Origin of the sequence: Streptomyces sp. NPDC058678 (assembly GCF_042714835.1) — a bacterium.
GTDB lineage: Bacteria > Actinomycetota > Actinomycetes > Streptomycetales > Streptomycetaceae > Streptomyces.
The window spans coordinates 18922-35378 of sequence record NZ_JBHXSG010000039.1; the positions used below are offsets into that span (position 1 = coordinate 18922).

General features: G+C 72.0%; 18 protein-coding genes. 5 read left to right on the plus strand and 13 right to left on the minus strand.

Annotated features, from left to right (window positions below; translation table 11 throughout):
* Positions 1 to 280 precede the first annotated feature (280 nt).
* The 10 genes from ACFWWR_RS30265 to ACFWWR_RS30310 form a co-directional block, all read right to left on the minus strand.
* The gene (locus ACFWWR_RS30265) at positions 281 to 733 is read right to left on the minus strand and encodes a phospholipase (protein ID WP_383875688.1); all 453 of its coding nucleotides are present in this window, start codon (positions 731 to 733) and stop codon (positions 281 to 283) included.
* Positions 734 to 838: 105 nt separating this feature from the next.
* Positions 839 to 1438, minus strand: a complete 600-nt coding sequence (locus tag ACFWWR_RS30270) for a hypothetical protein (RefSeq protein ID WP_384306492.1) — start codon at positions 1436 to 1438, stop codon at positions 839 to 841.
* Between the two features lie 6 nt (positions 1439 to 1444).
* Positions 1445 to 2311: a carbohydrate ABC transporter permease gene (locus ACFWWR_RS30275; RefSeq protein WP_384306495.1), complete on the minus strand. Its 867-nt coding sequence runs from the start codon at positions 2309 to 2311 to the stop codon at positions 1445 to 1447.
* Entirely contained in the window at positions 2308 to 3252 is a 945-nt protein-coding gene (locus tag ACFWWR_RS30280) for a carbohydrate ABC transporter permease (protein ID WP_383875693.1), read from the minus strand. The genes ACFWWR_RS30275 and ACFWWR_RS30280 overlap by 4 nt, the downstream gene beginning before the upstream one ends.
* Positions 3249 to 4532, minus strand: coding sequence for an ABC transporter substrate-binding protein (locus ACFWWR_RS30285; protein ID WP_384306498.1), 1284 nt, complete (start codon positions 4530 to 4532; stop codon positions 3249 to 3251). The genes ACFWWR_RS30280 and ACFWWR_RS30285 overlap by 4 nt, the downstream gene beginning before the upstream one ends.
* Positions 4533 to 4618: 86 nt before the next feature.
* Entirely contained in the window at positions 4619 to 5380 is a 762-nt protein-coding gene (locus ACFWWR_RS30290) for a cupin (RefSeq protein WP_384306500.1), read from the minus strand.
* Positions 5374 to 6300 carry a PmoA family protein gene (locus ACFWWR_RS30295; protein ID WP_384306503.1) on the minus strand — a complete coding sequence of 309 codons (927 nt, stop codon included), beginning with the start codon at positions 6298 to 6300 and terminating at the stop codon, positions 5374 to 5376. The genes ACFWWR_RS30290 and ACFWWR_RS30295 overlap by 7 nt, the downstream gene beginning before the upstream one ends.
* Positions 6297 to 7412, minus strand: coding sequence for a Gfo/Idh/MocA family protein (locus tag ACFWWR_RS30300; protein ID WP_384306506.1), 1116 nt, complete (start codon positions 7410 to 7412; stop codon positions 6297 to 6299). Before ACFWWR_RS30300 ends, ACFWWR_RS30295 begins: the two co-directional genes overlap by 4 nt.
* Before the next feature lie 139 nt (positions 7413 to 7551).
* Entirely contained in the window at positions 7552 to 8121 is a 570-nt protein-coding gene (locus ACFWWR_RS30305; protein ID WP_383875699.1) for a hypothetical protein, read from the minus strand.
* Positions 8122 to 8150: 29 nt separating this feature from the next.
* Positions 8151 to 8927, minus strand: coding sequence for a class I SAM-dependent methyltransferase (locus ACFWWR_RS30310; RefSeq protein ID WP_383875700.1), 777 nt, complete (start codon positions 8925 to 8927; stop codon positions 8151 to 8153).
* A 164-nt stretch (positions 8928 to 9091) separates the two neighbouring features.
* Here ACFWWR_RS30310 and ACFWWR_RS30315 point away from each other — a divergent pair, with 164 nt between their 5' ends.
* Together ACFWWR_RS30315 and ACFWWR_RS30320 are read left to right on the plus strand one after the other, a co-directional pair.
* Positions 9092 to 10342, plus strand: coding sequence for a sensor histidine kinase (locus tag ACFWWR_RS30315; protein WP_383875702.1), 1251 nt, complete (start codon positions 9092 to 9094; stop codon positions 10340 to 10342).
* Entirely contained in the window at positions 10339 to 10968 is a 630-nt protein-coding gene (locus ACFWWR_RS30320; protein ID WP_384306509.1) for a response regulator, read from the plus strand. Before ACFWWR_RS30315 ends, ACFWWR_RS30320 begins: the two co-directional genes overlap by 4 nt.
* Before the next feature lie 27 nt (positions 10969 to 10995).
* On the opposite strand, the gene ACFWWR_RS30325 is transcribed toward ACFWWR_RS30320, so the two are convergent.
* On the minus strand, positions 10996 to 11742 hold the full coding sequence (locus ACFWWR_RS30325) for a response regulator (RefSeq protein WP_384306579.1): 747 nt from the start codon (positions 11740 to 11742) through the stop codon (positions 10996 to 10998).
* Positions 11743 to 11877: 135 nt separating this feature from the next.
* Positions 11878 to 12123, minus strand: coding sequence for a hypothetical protein (locus ACFWWR_RS30330; RefSeq protein WP_384306589.1), 246 nt, complete (start codon positions 12121 to 12123; stop codon positions 11878 to 11880).
* Positions 12124 to 12367: 244 nt separating this feature from the next.
* Between ACFWWR_RS30330 and ACFWWR_RS30335 the strand changes: the two genes are divergently transcribed.
* The 3 genes from ACFWWR_RS30335 to ACFWWR_RS30345 are packed head-to-tail and all read left to right on the plus strand — an operon-like array spanning position 12368 to position 15379.
* Positions 12368 to 13351: a Bug family tripartite tricarboxylate transporter substrate binding protein gene (locus tag ACFWWR_RS30335; protein WP_384306583.1), complete on the plus strand. Its 984-nt coding sequence runs from the start codon at positions 12368 to 12370 to the stop codon at positions 13349 to 13351.
* Positions 13348 to 13884, plus strand: a complete 537-nt coding sequence (locus ACFWWR_RS30340) for a tripartite tricarboxylate transporter TctB family protein (protein ID WP_383875705.1) — start codon at positions 13348 to 13350, stop codon at positions 13882 to 13884. Before ACFWWR_RS30335 ends, ACFWWR_RS30340 begins: the two co-directional genes overlap by 4 nt.
* Position 13885: 1 nt before the next feature.
* Positions 13886 to 15379 (plus strand): tripartite tricarboxylate transporter permease, encoded by a 1494-nt coding sequence (locus ACFWWR_RS30345; protein WP_383875706.1) that lies wholly within the window; start codon positions 13886 to 13888, stop codon positions 15377 to 15379.
* Positions 15380 to 15630: 251 nt separating this feature from the next.
* On the opposite strand, the gene ACFWWR_RS30350 is transcribed toward ACFWWR_RS30345, so the two are convergent.
* Positions 15631 to 16434: a FadR/GntR family transcriptional regulator gene (locus tag ACFWWR_RS30350; protein ID WP_383873461.1), complete on the minus strand. Its 804-nt coding sequence runs from the start codon at positions 16432 to 16434 to the stop codon at positions 15631 to 15633.
* Positions 16435 to 16457 lie beyond the last annotated feature (23 nt).

The following is a 16457-nucleotide window of genomic DNA, read 5'->3' on the forward strand; positions in this document are numbered from 1 at the left end:
CGAGGGCGGCGCGCCCGCGGACAAGTCGATGCGGCCAGCCGGCTGCGGCGGGAGCTGCTGTTCGGTCGCGATGGTCGGCGACGGCGTCGAGGACGCGGCCGCCGTCACTCAGGTTGCTCGCCCGCCGCACTCTCGGTACGGTCCGCACCGACCTGCGACGGGGCCTTGGCCCGCGATGTGGCCGCCCTGCGCCCACCGCGGCCGGCCCGGCTCGGCCCGATGCTCGCCGAGGCCGCGGGCTGAACCGTCCGGTCGGGCGCCCCCGACCGGACAGGGCCTCTCAGCCGAAGGCCTTCACGGCCTGGTAGTACGTCCATGCCGTGCTGTCGCAGGCGGTCTTGGTGCCGCCCGTGTACTTCGCGCACACGCGCTTGAGGTCCTCGTGGAAGGCGCTGTCGAGACGGGACTTGTTGGCACTGAAGGCGCCCGCGGCCTTGTAATTGCGGTAGCCGAAGTCGTGCCGGGCGCAGGACATCTGGAAGGGGAAGCCGAACGGGTTGTCCGGCGAGGAGGAGCAGTAGTCCGTGGTCCAGTCGAACGCGTACGCGCTCCATGCGGCCTGGTTGGCCCGGGCGGTGGCCCAGGAGTTGTAGCTGGAGCCACTGGTCTGGGTCCAGCCCGCGAGGACCTGGGGCTTGTCGGCGGGAGCGGCGACGGCTGTTGCGGCGGCGCCGACGACGGTGATCAGGGCCAGAGTTGAGGCGGCCATTCCGGTGGCGAGTCTGCGGTGCATCCCACACCTCCATGAGACTGCGACCCGCCCGTCGGGTCGCAGGTTCATGACAAGATGATTGACACCTCAAGTGGCCCTTCACACCGCGAGTCCCCTAATGGACCCTTAACTCTCGGACATGACGGCCGATCGGACGTCGACGGCGGTGAGTGCCAACGCCAGCGGCCCCGGCGCCAGGAAGGCGAGCGGCAGCAGCATCCACGCACACAGGACGGCCGTCGCCACCGCGAGCAGCACCAGGGCCGAACCGCCCACATCCTGTGCGGCGTTGCGCGCTGCCTCGCGCAGGGCGGCCGGCCAGTCGGTGAGCGACTCGGGGCGCGCACACGCCCGGAGACCCACCACCAGGGCACACGCACCGATCGCCGCGGCCACCAGCGCGAACAGCGGAGCACCCGGCAGTCCCGCCCCGGCCAGCGCGAGGTCCGCGGCGAACAGCAGCGCGCCCGCCAGGGCGGCGGCTCCTGCCGCGAGGTCTCCGGCCCGCAGCCGTCGCCGTAGCACCGCGAAGTACCGCCCGGCCGTCGCGGGTCGCCCCTCCCCCGCGCCCCGTAGCACCGCGCACGCGCTCGACAGCGCGGCCGGCGCGGTCACCAGCGGCAGGCAGGCCACCGCCGTGGCGAGGCCGACGCTCAGCACGTCGGCGAACAGGGTCATCCGGGGTCCGAAGATCTCGCCCGGTTCACGCGTTGGCAGCTCACTCATGCTCGCTCACCCCTTGAGTCCGGAGCTGGCCATGCCCTCCACCAGGAAGCGCTGGAAGGCGAGGAAGAACAGCACGATCGGCAGCAGCGCGATCACCGACATCGCGAACATGGGGCCGAACGACGACTGGCTGGAGGCGTCCACGAAGGACCGCAGGGCGAGCGTGAGTGTGAACTTGTCCGGGTCGAAGAGGTAGATGAGCTGGGTGAAGAAGTCGTTCCAGGTCCAGATGAAGGTGAAGATCGCCGTGGTGATCAGCGCGGGCCGGGTGAGCGGCAGCACGATCAGGAAGAAGCTGCGGAAGGGACCGCAGCCGTCGATGCGGGCCGCCTCCTCCAGCTCGCGCGGCAGGCCGCGCATGAACTGCACGATGAGGAAGACGAAGAAGGCCTCGGTGGCGAGGAACTTGGGCAGGATCAGCGGCCAGTAGGTGTTCACCAGGCCGAGCTGGTTGAAGATGATGTACTGCGGGATCAGGATCGCGTGGTGCGGGAGCATGATCGTCACGATCATGAAGGCGAACAGCGGGCCGCGGAAGCGGAATCGCAGCCTTGCGAAGGCGTACGCGGCGAGCGAGCAACTGATGACGTTGCCGAGGACCGCGCCGCCCGCGATCAGCATCGAGTTGGACAGCAGCCGCCACACCGATACGTCGTTGACGCCCTCGAAGGCGGTCTCGTAGTTGGACCACTCCAGGTGGCTGGGCAGCAGGTCGAGGCTGGCGATGACCTCGTCGGCCGGCTTGAGCGAGGTGGCGAGCAGCCAGGCCAGCGGGTAGAGCATGACCAGCAGGGCGGCCAGGCAGCCGAGGTGCAGGGCGACGCGGCCCCAGCGAACAGGCTTACGGGCGGCGGCAGTTGGTGCGGCGGTCATCGGTCCCCCTCGGACGCGTAGAAGACCCAGGAACGCGAGGTGCGGAACAGCACCGCCGTGACGACGCCGATGACGAGCAGCAGCACCCAGGCCATGGCGGAGGCGTAGCCCATGTGGGAGGCGACGAAGCCGCGGTCGTAGAGGTACATCGTGTAGACGAGGGTGGAGTCGGCGGGGCCGCCCTTGCCGGCGCTGACCGCGAAGGCGGGGGTGAACACCTGGAAGGCCTGGATGGTCTGGAGCACCAGGTTGAAGAACAGCACCGGGGACAGCATCGGCACGGTGACGGACGAAAACTGCCGCCACTTGCCCGCCCCGTCCACGGCCGCGGCCTCGTACAGCTCGGCGGGTATCTGCTGAAGGCCGGCGAGGAAGATGACCATCGGCGCGCCGAACTGCCACACCGTCAGCAGAGCCACCGCCAGCAGCGCCCAGCCGGGTTTGTTGACCCAGCCGCCGGTGCCGAGCAGGTTGTCCACCGTGCCGCCGTCGTTGAAGATCGCCCGCCAGACGAGGGCGATGGACATGGAGGCGCCGAGCAGCGAGGGGGCGTAGAAGGCGGACCGGTAGAAGCCCTTGCCGGCCCTCATGGACTTCAGGGCGAGCGCGACGACGAGTGCGAGCGCGAGTTGCAGGGGCACCGCGACGACGACGTACGTCAGCGTCGTCACGACCGAACGCCAGTAGCGCGGGTCCTCGGTGAACATCTGCTTGTAGTTCCGCAGGCCCACCCAGTGCGGCGGGTCGAAGAGGTTGTAGTCGGTGAAGGACAGGTACAGCGACACGGCCATCGGCAGCAGCGTCAGGGCGATCGCGCCGAGCACCCAGGGGGACAGGAACACCCAGGCGGCGCCCTCGCGTTCGCGCTTGGGACGGCGCTTCGGGGCGGTCGCGGGCCGCTTCGGGCGTGCGGTGGGCGCGGGGATGTCGGTGGTGGTCATGACCTCAGCTCCGCCTTCGCCTCGGTGACGTAGTTCTCGGCCGCCTCGCGGGGCGACATGCGCTCGTACGACACCTGGTCGTAGTCGCGCTGGAAGGTGGTCTGCAGGGCGTTGTCACCGGAGGGCGGGGCCTGCGGCGGGTCCTTGAGGGTGCCTTCGAGCGACGACTGGAAGTCGGCGACCGTCCTGTCGAAGTCCTTCAGCTGCGGCGCGGTCTCCTCGCGGATGGTCTCGTTGACGGGGATGCCTCGGGTGGCGCCGAGGATCTTCGCCGCGTCCCCGTCGTTGAGGAGGAAGTCGACGAGCCGCGCCGCCTCCTTCGTGTGGCCGGTGTTGGCGGAGACGCCGAGGAACATCGACGGCTTGAAGTACTGGCCGGGTGTGCCGTCCGCGCCGGACGGCATCGGGGCGAGGGCGATCCCGTCCGGGATGAGGGCGAGGTAACCGCTGGCCGGAGCGTCCCAGTTCATGTCGCTGACGGCCTTGCCGCGCCCGAGCGGGGTGTTCTCGACGGACCCGTCCAGCTGGGTGGTCTGCTCGGCGGGCGAGACCGCGCCCTCCCGCCGGAGTCTGTCGGTGAAGGTCCACCACTCGGTCAGGTCGTCGGCACTGAAGCCGAGCCCGCCCGCCTTCGTGTAGAGGGCCTTGCCCTGTCCGCGCAGCCAGACCTCGAAGGCGTCCTCGCTCTGGCCCGGGTCGGTCGCCCCGGGCCGGCCGATCCTCTTCGCCAGCGCGCGCACGGCGTCGGCCCAGTCGTCCCAGGTCCAGCCCCGGCGTGGGAGCGGTACTCCCGATTCCTTCCACGCCTTGACGTCGTAGACGACCGTCTCGGTGCCGCGGCCCTGCGGGATCGCGTACTGCGTGCCGTCCCCCCGGCCGGTGGCGAGCAGGCCCTGGTCGATCTCGGACGTGCGCAGGACGGACTTCTGCTTCGCCAGGTCGAGCAGGACACCTCCGGAGGCGTACTGGTCGATCTGGCGGTAGTCCAGCTGCATCACGTCGGGTGCGTCGCCGCCCGTCGCCTGGACGGCGAGCTTCTGTTTGTAGGCGTCGTAACCGGAGAACGACGTCTGCACCCGCACGTTCGGATGGCGCTTCTCGAACAGGGCGACGGCCTGCTCGGTGCGCTCCGCGCGGTCGGGGTTGCCCCACCACGTGTAGCGCAGCACGACCTTGCCGCCGCCGACCGATTCCCCGGATCCCCCGCAACCGGCCAGCACCGCGCAGAGCGCGAGTGCGACGGCCGACGCGCAGAACCCCTTTGTCCTGTGTCCGGGCATGCCGAGGTCACCTCTCTTTCCCTCGGGTCCTTCTTGACGACCCCCCGGTGAACGCCCCCTGTTCCCCCGGTGTGAAGGCCCCCCTGTTACCCGCCCTGGTGGGGCAAGGTCGTCCCCGGCAGCGCGTACTCGTCCCGCCGGCCGCACATCCCGAAGCCGCCGAGCCGGGTGGGCGCGGCCTCGTACGCGGTCGCCTCGCCGAGATACGCCGGCTCGCCGTCCGCCAGCGCGTCCAGCTGGGCGCCGGTGCGTTCGGCGGTGGCCAGCGCCCCGGCCCGCCACAGTTCGCGCCAGGCCGGCACCTTGGCGCGCACCAGGTGGGCGGCGGCGCGCTGGAACTCCCGGTACGGGCCGCTGTCGCCGGCGACGAGGGCCTCGCGCAGGCCGAGGTAGCCCTCGACGGCGAGGTCCCTGCGGCGGCGCGCCGCCGCGGCCGTCTCCGGCCCGGTGCCGGGCGGGAGCGTGGCCGCCGACGCGTACGCGTCGGGGTCGGCCAGGATCTCGGGTGGGAAGGTGAAGACGGCGTCCCCCGCCTCCGGCAGCCCGCTGTTCTGCATCAGCACCGTGATGCGCAGATCACCGCCCTGCACCATGCGGTGCACGGTGCCCGGCGTGAACCAGGCGACCGAGCCCGGCTCCAGCGGGATGTCCCGGTAGCCGTCGGGGCTCAGCGTCTGCACCGCGCCCCGGCCGCCGGTGACGACGTACGCCTCCGTGCAGACCAGGTGCAGATGCGGGCTGCCGCCGCACACGCCGTCGGCGGCCTCCCAGTCGTACGCGCTCAGGTGGGACAGGCCGACGGCGCCGGGCAGGGGGTGCGGAAGGGTGGGCTTGGGCTCGTTCACCACGGCAGGCCCTCCAGGTGGGTGGCGACGCGGTCACCGTCCCAGGCTCCGTCGGCGACGACCAGCCGGTAGCGGTACGCGAAGGACTCGCCCGGCGGCAGTTCGAACTCCTCGAAGAACGCCCAGGAGAACGCGACCGTCGGGAAGGGCTCGGAGCGCACGAACCAGTGCGACTCGTGGACGGCGCTCTTCGCGTCGAGGTTCTCGGGGGCGTGCGCGAAGACGAGCGTGGAGTGCGCGTCGACCTCGTCGTGCTGGGTGGTGTAGGCGAGCCAGGGGCTCTGGGTGCCCATCAGTTTGTCGGCGTCGGCGTCGGTGTCCGGGGCGAAGACGGTGCCGCCGGTGAAGTCGCGTGGGCCGCGCCACTGCAGGCCGGTGTAGCCGGCCATCTCGCGGCCGGCGGTGGTAGGGGAACCGAAGGCGAGGGGCTCGTCACGGAGGTTGGTGAGGCGGATCGACCAGTCGAGGGTCCAGGCCCCGGCCTCCTCGTCGACCGAGTGGACGGCCAGACCGCGCTCCTCGCGCGCCCACTCGGCGCCGCCGTTCTCCACCCAGGTGAGTTCCTCGGTGAAGGCCAGCCGGTCGTCCGCGACCGTGAACGCCGGGAAGCCGTCGTGCCGCATCGAGCCGACGCGCTCGGGCAGGGGCAGGTAGCCCTGGCCGTGGACGTAGCAGTTGCCGCCCCAGAAGTTCTGGCCGGACAGGTGGCTGGCCGTCATCTGCAGGCCCTTGTGCCAGCGGTGGTCGTTCGGCCGGTACCCGGTCACCGTGCGTCCGGCGAGCGTGCGGACCGGGTGGGCGTAGGGCTTGCGGGACTCGAAGGCCTCGGGGTCGGGGCGGTAGACGTAGCGGAGGATCTCCGTGCCGTCCGCCGCCTCGACCGCGATGTGTTCGCCGTGGACGTGGCTGACGCGGATGCTCATGCGCGCTCCTTGGGGGCCCAGTGGGGGTGGTCTCCGTGCATGGCCGGGTAGAACGGGTCGCCGGGTCCGATCTCGCCGGCGTGCACCGGGCTGCCGGTGAACGCGGCCTTGTAGAGGGCGGCCGCGAACTCCAGCGTGGCGCGGGCGTCGGCGCCGCTTGTCGGTGGCCTGACACCGTTGTCGTAGGCGTCGAGGAGGGCGCCGAGCTGTGCCGTGTGCGAGCTGGGCACGTCGGCGGCGGGGGCGGACCAGGCGGCGGCGCGCTCGGAGCCGATGTGCGGGGCCGGGGTGTAGACCCAGTCCTCGTTGCGGTGCCCGTACAGGTGGGTGAGCTCGACGGTCGCGTCGGCGCAGTCGACGCGGATGCGGCTGACCTCGTCCGGGGAGAGCACGCTGTTGACGACGGTGGCCAGAGCGCCGTTCTCGAACCGGACGAGGGCCGTGGAGACGTCCTCGCTCTCGGTGTCGTGGACCAGGCGCGCCGCCATGGCCCGGATCTCCGTCCACGGGCCGAGCAGATGCAGCAGCAGGTCGTACTGGTGGATGCCGTGCCCCATGGTCGGCCCGCCGCCCTCGGTTGCCCACTTCCCGCGCCACGGCACGGCGTAGTAGGCCGCGTCGCGGTGCCAGGTGGTCTGGCAGTGCGCGACCCGCGGTGCGCCCAGCTCGCCGCTCGCGATCAGTTCACGGGCGTGCACGGCGCCGGAGCCGTAGCGGTGCTGGAAGACCACGGACGCGTACGCCCCCGAGGCCTCCTCCGCCGCCGCGATCTCGTCGTACTCGGCGAGCGAGAGGGTCAGCGGCTTCTCGCACAGCACCCAGGCGCCGGCCTTCAGCGCCGCCACCGTCTGCTCCCGGTGCAGGGACGGTGGCGTACCGATCAGCACCAGGTCGGGGCGTACGGCATCCAGCATCGCGTCCATCGACGTGTACCCGGCGACCCCGTCCCCCGCCAGCTCCCGGAAGGCGTCGAGTCTGCCCGGGTCCACGTCGACGGCGGCGACCAGTTCCGCCCGGTCGGTGTGGGCTCTGAGAGCCGGTAGGTGACTGCCGCTGACGATGGCACCGGTCCCGACGACGGCGACACGACGGCGGGCTGGGAGCGGGGGCATGCGGTACTCCTCGGACAGCTTGCGGACGCACGTAGAAAGCGCTTGCCGCAGGCGAGCCTAGGCGCCGGAGAATGTACGGACAACCCCCTGACGGCGACGAAGGTCGCGGAACGCTCGGCGGAGGAAGCTCGTGGGAAGTTCAGCGGGGGATCTCCTCCACCTCGGCGAAACCGTCCGTCCGGTTCCACGTCAGCCGCGTCAGCCATTCGGTGGACGCCCTGGTGAAGCGCAGCCGCCGCGAGCCGTCCACGGCGGTGACCTTCTCCCAGCCGTCGAAGTTCCTGCTGAGCTCGGTGTCCCACCGTGCCAGGTCCGTGGTGCCGACCGCGGCGACCGACTCCGTCGGCGGTTCTCCGTCCGCGCAGTAATGCCCCCAGTCGGCAATGACCGCGACCGTGCCGTCGAAGGCCTCGACCGTCATGCTCCGACACGGGTCCGACGAGGTCTCGTACACCACGTGCGGCTCGCTCCATGTGCCCGTTCCCGCGGCCCGGTGCTGCTCCAGGAGCCCGCGGCCGGGGGCGTACGACAGGCCCACGTGCCGGCCGTCGGCCAGCACGACCTCCTCGTCGAACCGAGGGGGCGTCGGCGAGGGGGGCCTGCTGTCGCTCTCGCCTCCGCCGCCTCGCGACGGTCCGCAGGCCACCGCGACCGGCAACGCCAGCACCAGTCCGGCCAGCACCAGCAGCCGGCCACCCCGCATCCGCATGTTGCTCAGCATGCCCTCTGGAACGGCGATCAGGAGCCGCAGGTCACGCGGATCTTCGACTGGCCGTGCGGGAGCCGCTCCCAGTCGTCCATGAAGCGGGCCCGCAGTCCATGCCGTTCGGCCAGGGCCACGAGCGTCTCGGTGCGGTAGTAGAAGTCCTCCCGGAGTACGTGGTGCTCATCGCCCTCGGTGCGGTCGAAGGTGAAGTCGAACCAGCCGCCCGGGGCGAGCACCCGCCCGACGTGGGCCAGGCATTCGTCGATCACCGGGAGCGGCGAGTGGGAGAAGACACTGTGCGCGTGCACCACGTCGAAGTGGGCGTCCGGCAGGAACCGCAGGGTCAGGTCGCGGACCGGGGTCAGGATGGGGAGCCGCTGTTGCAGGCCCATCTCCACGATGGTGTCCTGCGCGGCGACGAGGATGTCGGGCGAGATGTCGATGCCGTGGTAGTGCCCGGGCTCCAGGTGCCGGATGAACCGCCAGCCGCCCCGCAGGTTGCCGCAGCCGATCTCCAGCATGCGGTGCTCGGGGCGCAGGCCGTGCTCGAGCAGGTAGTCGAACTGCATCGCCCCCAGCGCGAGCCACCGCTCACGGCTGCGGCTGCCGACCGCCGCGTCCGGGTCGGTCCGGGTGTCGGAGCGCATCACGGCACGGTAGTAGGAGACGTGGTCGGTGTGGCGGTGGCGCAGCCACAGGTCTCTGGCGGCGCGCGCCACGTGGCGGGGCACCCGGTCGGGGTGGCGCAGGGCGTAGCCGAGGCGGTGGCCGAGGGCGGCGCGGTTGGCGGTGAGGTTCTTGGCGGGCATCTGGTCGCTGCCTTTCCGAGCGGTACGGGGTCTGGTGTCAGCCTCGGTGCGGAGCGATGCGAACGGGCTCGGTCATCAGGGTGCGGTGCCGGAGCGGTTCGGGCGACCGGTGGGTCAACCGATCGGTTGATGCGGCCGCGCGTCGGACGCGTTAGACACGGAGGATGAGCCACACCGATCCGGACGAGCGCTGGCTGGGCGCGGTCGTGCACGGCGCCTTCTTCCTGCTGCTCGGCTCCTCGTTCGCCCGCTTCCTGAGCCGCGACCAGGGCGGGGCGCGCGCCGGGTGGGTGGTGGGACTGTTCGCGGTCTTCTGTCTGCTGTACGTCCTCGGCCGCTTCCTGGCTCCGGCGCCGCGCCCCGGCTCGCCGCCCACCGCGCGCCATCTGGTGTGGCTGGGGTCGGTGTCCCTGGTCTGGGTCGTGCTCCTCGCCCTCGCGCCGAGCGCCACCTGGTGCGTGATGCCGCTGCTGTTCGCCAACCTGCACGCCCTGCCCCCGCGGATCGCGGTGCCGGTGGCGGGGGTGCTCACCGCGCTGGTCGTCGCCTCCGAGGTACGGGTCGCCGAGGGCACGCTGAACCCCAACATGGTCGTCGCCCCGCCTGCCGTCGCCGCGGTCGCCACCGCCGTGATGGTCCATCTGCGGCGTCAGGGGGCCCGGCAGCGCGTCCTGATCGAGGACCTGGTCCGTACCCGGCACGAGCTCGCGGTCACCGAACGGCGTGCGGGGGTCCTGGCTGAGCGCCAGCGGCTGTCCACGGAGATCCACGACACCCTGGCGCAGGGTCTGTCCAGCCAGCGGATGCTGCTCCAGGCCGCCGGGCGGGTCTGGGACACGGACCCGGAAGCGGCCCGCGAGCACGTCCGCGGGGCGGCGGAGATCACCTCCCGCAACCTCGCGGAGGCCCGCCGGTTCGTGCACGACCTGGCGCCGGCCGACCTCGCCGAGCACACGCTGCCGGGCGCGCTCGCCGTACTCGCCGAACGGGAGAGCGGTCCGGGGCTGACCGTGGAGCTCCGGCTCGACGGTGAGCCGGGCAGGCTGCCGGAACGGGTCGAGGCGGCGCTGCTGCGCATCGCCCAGGGGGCGCTGGCCAATGTGCGCGAGCACGCGGCGGCGACCCGGGCCGCCCTGACTTTGACCTGTCTGGACGACCAGATCTCGCTGGACGTCGCCGACAACGGGCGCGGCTTCGACGTGGGCCGCGTGCGTGACCCGGACGGGCCGGAGTCGGGCCGAGGACGCGGGCACGGACTGCCCGCCATGCGCATCCGGGCCGGGCAGGCGGGCGGCACGCTCACCGTGGAGTCGGCGCCGGGCGAGGGCACCGTCGTATCGGCGGCGATCCCCCTGACACCCTTGGCCTCCGCGGTCCGGCCCGCCTCGAACACCCCCAAGGAGCCCGCCCTGTGACGCCCGTAAGCCTGTTGTTGTGCGACGACCACGCTGTGGTGCGTGCGGGGCTGCGCGCGCTGCTGTCCAGTGCCGAGGGCATCGACGTGGTCGGTGAGGCGGCCACCGGCGAGGAGGCGCTCGCCATGGCCGCCCGGCTGCGCCCCGACGTCGTGCTGATGGACCTCCAGCTCGACGGTGGGATGGACGGCGTGACGGCCACGCGACGCCTGACCGCCGACGGCGGGGAAGGCCCCCGTGTCCTGGTGCTCACGATGTTCGACACCGACGCCGACGTCACCCGGGCCATCGAGGCGGGCGCCACCGGCTACCTCCTCAAGGCCGAACACCCCGACGAGCTGTTCACGGCGATCCGCGACGCGGCGTCCGGCCGCACCGCCCTTTCGGGCCCGGTGGCCGACCGGTTGATGACCCGGCTGCGCAGCCCGCGCCCCATGCTTTCCGCGCGCGAACACGAGATCCTCGGGCAGCTCGCGCGCGGCCTGGGCAACCGGGAGATCGCCCGCGCCCTGTTCATCAGCGAGGCCACGGTCAAGACCCATCTCGGGCGGATCTACGGCAAGTTGGGCGTCGAGACGAGGGCCGGAGCGGTGGCGGTCGCCAAGGAGAGGCGGCTGCTGACCTGACGGCTCCCCACGCCCCCGGGGCCGGGGCTAGGCGCGGGCCTCGTCGCCCGGTCGCTGCCCCGCGGGCCGTTCGCGGGCCCGGTAGCGGCGTTCGGGCCGGCCCGTCGACCCGTAGCGCAGGGACACGTCGGCGCGGCCGACGGTGTGGAAGTGCTCCAGGTAGCGGCGGGCGCTGACGCGGGAGACGCCGGACAGGGCCGCGCACTCGGCGGCGGACAGGGAGCCCTCCGCCGCCCTGAGCGTGCGTTCTATCAGCTCGGCGGTCTCCACGCTCATGCCCTTGGGCAGCGTGCCGGCGGCCGACGCCGGTACGGCCGTGGCGCCGGCCAGGAGCCGGTCCACGTCGGCCTGGCTGCGTACGACGGTGGCGAGCAGCCGGCCGCGCTGGACGGCGTAGCGCTCCAGGCGGACCCGCAGCTCCTCGAAGTCGAACGGCTTCAGGAGGTAGTCGACGACGCCGTGGCGGGCGGCGCCGCGCACCGCGTGCGCCTCGCGGGCGGCGCTGATCACCATGACGTCGCAGTCGTGGCCCGCGGTGCGCAGCCGGGGGATGACGTCCAGCCCGAAGAGGTCCGGCAGATACAGGTCGAGCAGGACGAGGTCGGGGTGCAGGGTGTCGACGGCGTGGGCGGCCTGCTCGCCGGTGTGGGCGACGCCGACGACCCGGAACGGCTCGACCCGTTCGACGAAGGCGCGGTGGACTCTGGCCACCATGAAGTCGTCGTCGACCACGAGCACGTCGATCGTGTCGCCCGTGCCGGACGTACCGGTCATCGGCGTCGTCATCGGGGAACTCCTTCCGCCACCGCGTCGGTGAGGTGGCTGACGGTCATGCGTGCGGTGAACCTGGCCCCCTCAGGGGTGTGGTCACCGAGATCTCACCCCCGTGACGCTCGCAGACCAGCCGGGTCAGCGCCAGACCGATGCCGCGCTCGCCCTCGGCTCGGCCGGCGCGACCACCCGCCGGCCCTCGCCCCGGTTGAAGGTCGCCTCCGACCGGGCGGGGGAGATTGCGGCGACCGACGCCAACCCCACCGCGACGACGGCGAGTTGCGGCACCAGCGGCTCGCCCGCGAGGCTCTGGCGGCGGAAGGCGGCGGAAGGCGGCGGAAGGCGGCGGAAGGCGGCGGAAGGCGGCAACCACGGCGTACTCAATCTCCTGTACCGGCACGGCGTACGGCGGCTCGTCCGCCGGGGCGCCCATCATGGCGCCCGCCCGCGGTCGGGGAAAGGGGGTGCACGCACCGGCCGACGTGACCGTAATGACCACAACCTCCGTTGGTTCCGGAAGCGAGACAGGCCGTTCACGCGCGGGCAACATGTGGCCCACATCACCCTCCCCCACAGGGCTGCCGTACTTCATCGACCTTCATCGACGTACCGACAGGTGGTGGCACTCGTGCGCCTGCGCACCCCCCTCGCCCTGTTCGGGGCCGCCGTGATCGTGCTCGTCGGACCTCCGCTGCTCACCAGCGGCAGCGGCGCCGAGACCGGCACTCAGATCCCGGGCCTGCGCCTCATGGTCCCCAACACACCCGGCGGCGGCTACGACATCACGGCCCGGACGGCCGCGAAGAACGCCGAGGACGCCGGGCTCACGCACAACATCGAGGTGTTCAACCTGCCCGGCGCGGGCGGCACCGTCGGGCTGAGCCGGCTGGTGAGCGAGCACGGCAACGGCAAGCTCGCCATGTCGATGGGCCTCGGGGTGGTGGGCGCAGTCCGCTCCAACCACGCGCCGAAGACGCTGGCCGACACCACCCCGATCGCCCGGCTCACCGAGGAGCAGGACGTCGTCGTGGTCGCCAAGGACTCGCCGTACAGGACGATCGACGAGCTGATCGGTGCCTGGAAGGAGGATCCCGGCAAGCTCCCGGTGGGCGGCGGATCGTCGCCCGGCGGGCCCGACCACCTCGCGCCGATGCTGATGGCCCAGGCCGCCGGTATCGCGCCGAAGCAGGTCAACTACATCCCCTTCGACGGCGGCGGCGAGCTCCTCGCCTCGATCCTCGGCAGCAAGGTCGCCTTCGGGGTGTCCGGGGTCGGCGAGTACCTGGACCAGATCAAGGCGGGCGAACTGCGGATCCTCGCGGTGACCGGCCCCGAGCGGGTGGCCGAGCTGGACGCGCCCACGCTCAAGGAGTCCGGTTACGACGTGGACTTCACCAACTGGCGGGGCATCGTCGCCCCGCCCGGTCTGTCCGGGGCCGAGCGCGACAAGCTCGTCCGCCTGGTCGAGGAACTGCACGACTCGCCCGAGTGGCGCAAGTCGCTGGAGCAGAACGGCTGGGACGACGCGTTCCTGACCGGCGAGAGGTTCGGCGACTTCCTGGCCGCCCAGGACAAGCGCGTGGTTTCGGTGCTGAAGGAGCTGGGACTGTGACGACGCAGACCGACACCCCCGCGGCCGAGGCGCCCGAGCGCCGCTCCTGGCTGAGCGAGCACTCCGAACTCGGCGTATGTGTCCTGCTGTCGGCCCTCGGCGCGCTGGTCCTGACCGACGCGCTGACCATGGACGTCGACATCACCCAGCGCGGGCCTGTCGGACCGAAGACCGTGCCGGTCGTCGTCGGCATCGGGCTGCTCGTGGTCGCCGCCCTGCTCGCCGTCGACGTACTGCGCGGCGGCCGTGGTCAGGCCGAGACCGGCGAGGACGTCGACCTGTCCGAACCGGCCGACTGGCGTACGGTGCTGCTGCTCGCCGGGGTCTTCCTCGGCACGGCCGTCCTCATCGAACCCCTCGGCTTCCCGGTCGCGGGCGCCCTGCTGTTCTGGGGAGCCGCCTTCGCGCTCGGCAGCCGCCGGGCCGACCGCGATCCGCTGATCGCCGCAGTCCTCTCCCTCGTCACCTACGCGGTCTTCAACAACCTGCTCGGAGTTCCGCTGCCCGGCGGTCCGCTGATGGGAGTGCTGTGACATGGACGCCCTCAACTCCCTCATGGACGGCTTCGGTACGGCTCTCACCCCGGTCAACCTGATGTGGGCCGCCCTCGGCGTGCTGCTCGGCACCGCGATCGGCGTGCTGCCGGGCATCGGACCCGCGATGGCGGTCGCACTGCTGCTGCCGGTGACGTACGGGCTGAACCCGATCGCCGCGTTCATCATGTTCGCGGGCATCTACTACGGCGCGATGTTCGGCGGCTCCACCACCTCGATCCTGCTCAACACCCCCGGCGAGAGCGCCGCCGTGGTCGCGGCCATGGAGGGCAACCCGATGGCCAAGGCCGGGCGCGGCGCCCAGGCGCTCGCGGCCGCCGCCATCGGTCACTTCGCGGGCGGCCTGATCGGGACGATCCTGCTGGTCGCGCTGGCGCCGACGGTGGCCGACCTGGCGGTGGACATCGGCGCGCCGGACTACTTCGCCATCATGGTGCTGGCGTTCATCGCGGTGACGTCGGTGCTGGGTTCGTCGCGGATCCGGGGACTGGCGTCGCTGCTGATCGGGCTGACGATCGGCCTGGTGGGCCTGGACCAGATGACCGGCCAGCAGCGCCTGACCTTCGGCTCCCTCCAACTCGCCGACGGCATCGACGTGGTGATCGTGGCGGTCGGCCTCTTCGCGATCGGGGAGGCCCTGTGGGTGGCGGCGCACCTGCGGCGCAGCCCGGGCGAGCCGATCCCGGTGGGCCGGCCGTGGCTGGGCCGCGCCGATGTGCGGCGGACCTGGAAGTCATGGCTGCGCGGCCCGTTCATCGGTTTCCCGTTCGGCGCGATCCCGGCGGGCGGCGCGGAGATCCCCACCTTCCTGTCGTACGTCACGGAGAAGCGCCTCTCGAAGCACAAGGACGAGTTCGGCAAGGGCGCCATCGAGGGTGTGGCGGGTCCGGAGTCGGCGGCGTCGGCCTCGGCGGCGGGCACGCTCGTGTCCATGCTGACCCTGGGGCTGCCGACCACGGCGGTCGCCGCGGTGATGCTGGCCGCGTTCCAGCAGTACGGCATCCAGCCGGGGCCACTGCTCTTCGAGCGCGAACCCGACCTGGTGTGGGGCCTGATCGCCTCGCTCTTCGTCGGCATGGTGCTGCTGCTCGCGCTCAACCTGCCGCTGGCGCCGGTGTGGGCGAAGCTGCTGCGGATCCCGCGGCCGTACCTGTACGCGGGGATCCTGTTCTTCGCGGCGGTCGGCGCGTACGCGGTCGGCGGCGAGGTCGTCGACCTGGTGATCCTCCTGGTCATCGGCCTGATCGGGTTCGGCATGCGGCGCTACGGCCTGCCGGTCCTGCCCGCCGTCATCGGTGTCATCCTCGGCCCGAACGCCGAGCAGCAGCTCCGGCGCGCCCTGCAGATCAGCGACGGCAGCGTGAAGGGGCTGGTCGACACGCCGTTCGCGGTGACCGTGTACGTGGTGATCGCCCTGTTGCTGGCCTGGCCGCTGCTGAAGGGGCTCGTGGGGCGGGCCCGCGCGGGCAGCTGATGCCGGCGCCGGGGCGCGATACGTCCGTGCGTATCGCGCCCCGGCGTTCTCCGTGGCCGCGGAACGTCTGATTTCCTTCCCAGCTCGAACACGGCTGTCTGCCCGGACTCCGGCGGCAGTCGGGGCCCGGGTGGCGGTTGTCCGCGAGAGCTCGCGGCGATTCCCCGAGGACCGGCGTGCGCGGTTCGGCCGCACCGTCGAGGGCAGCGCACGTTCGGCGGAGCCGACGGAACGCGGTGGTGAGCGCCGTGTCACGACCCCGCGGCCCGGACCCGGGCCAGTACGTCACGGATCATCTCTGCGCTGATCATGAAGTGCTCCCGGGCGATCTCCTCGGCACGCTCGGGCTCTCCCGCCGCGATGGCCTCGTACAGGGCCGTGTGGCCCTCGCCGGCCCGGTGGAAGTGGGAACGCTCGCCCTTGCCCCACGGTTCGATCGGGAAGCCGAGGCTGATCCGGGTCAGCAGGTCCCGGCTGAGCAGGGCGATCTGCGGGTTGCGGGTGGCCTCGCAGATGCTCTGGTGGAACGCGCTGTCGGCGGCCTGTTCCTCGCGGGGCGTGGCGGCGGAGAGGTGCGCGGCCAGGGCCTCGCGCATCGGCTCCAGATCTTTCGGGCGTCGGCGTCGGGCGGCCGTCGCGGCCACCATGCCTTCCACCAGACCGCGCAGGTCGAAGAGTTGCTCGAACTCCTCCCACCGGGGCAGCAGCGTGCGGCGGACCGCGGCGGCGGAGGACTCGCTCCAGCTGTCGCGCACGAAGGCTCCTCCGCTGCGGCCCCGGCGGATCTCGATGACGCCCAGTGCCTGGAGGCGTCCGACGGCCTCGCGCACGGTGGGGCGGCTCACCCGCAGCAGCCCGGTGAGCTCGCGTTCGGCCGGCAGCCGTTCGCCCGGCAGGAAGTCCCCGACGGCGATCGCGGTGAGCAGCCGGTCGGTGACCTCGTCGACCGCCGAGGTCACGCGCACGGGGCGCAGCGACGACGACGGAGTGCCGCCGCGGAGGACCCGGTCGAGCACGCGGGAGAACTCGTCCCCCGGTTCAGGTGACTCAGGCACGGATGTCAGCTGTCCTCCTCGTC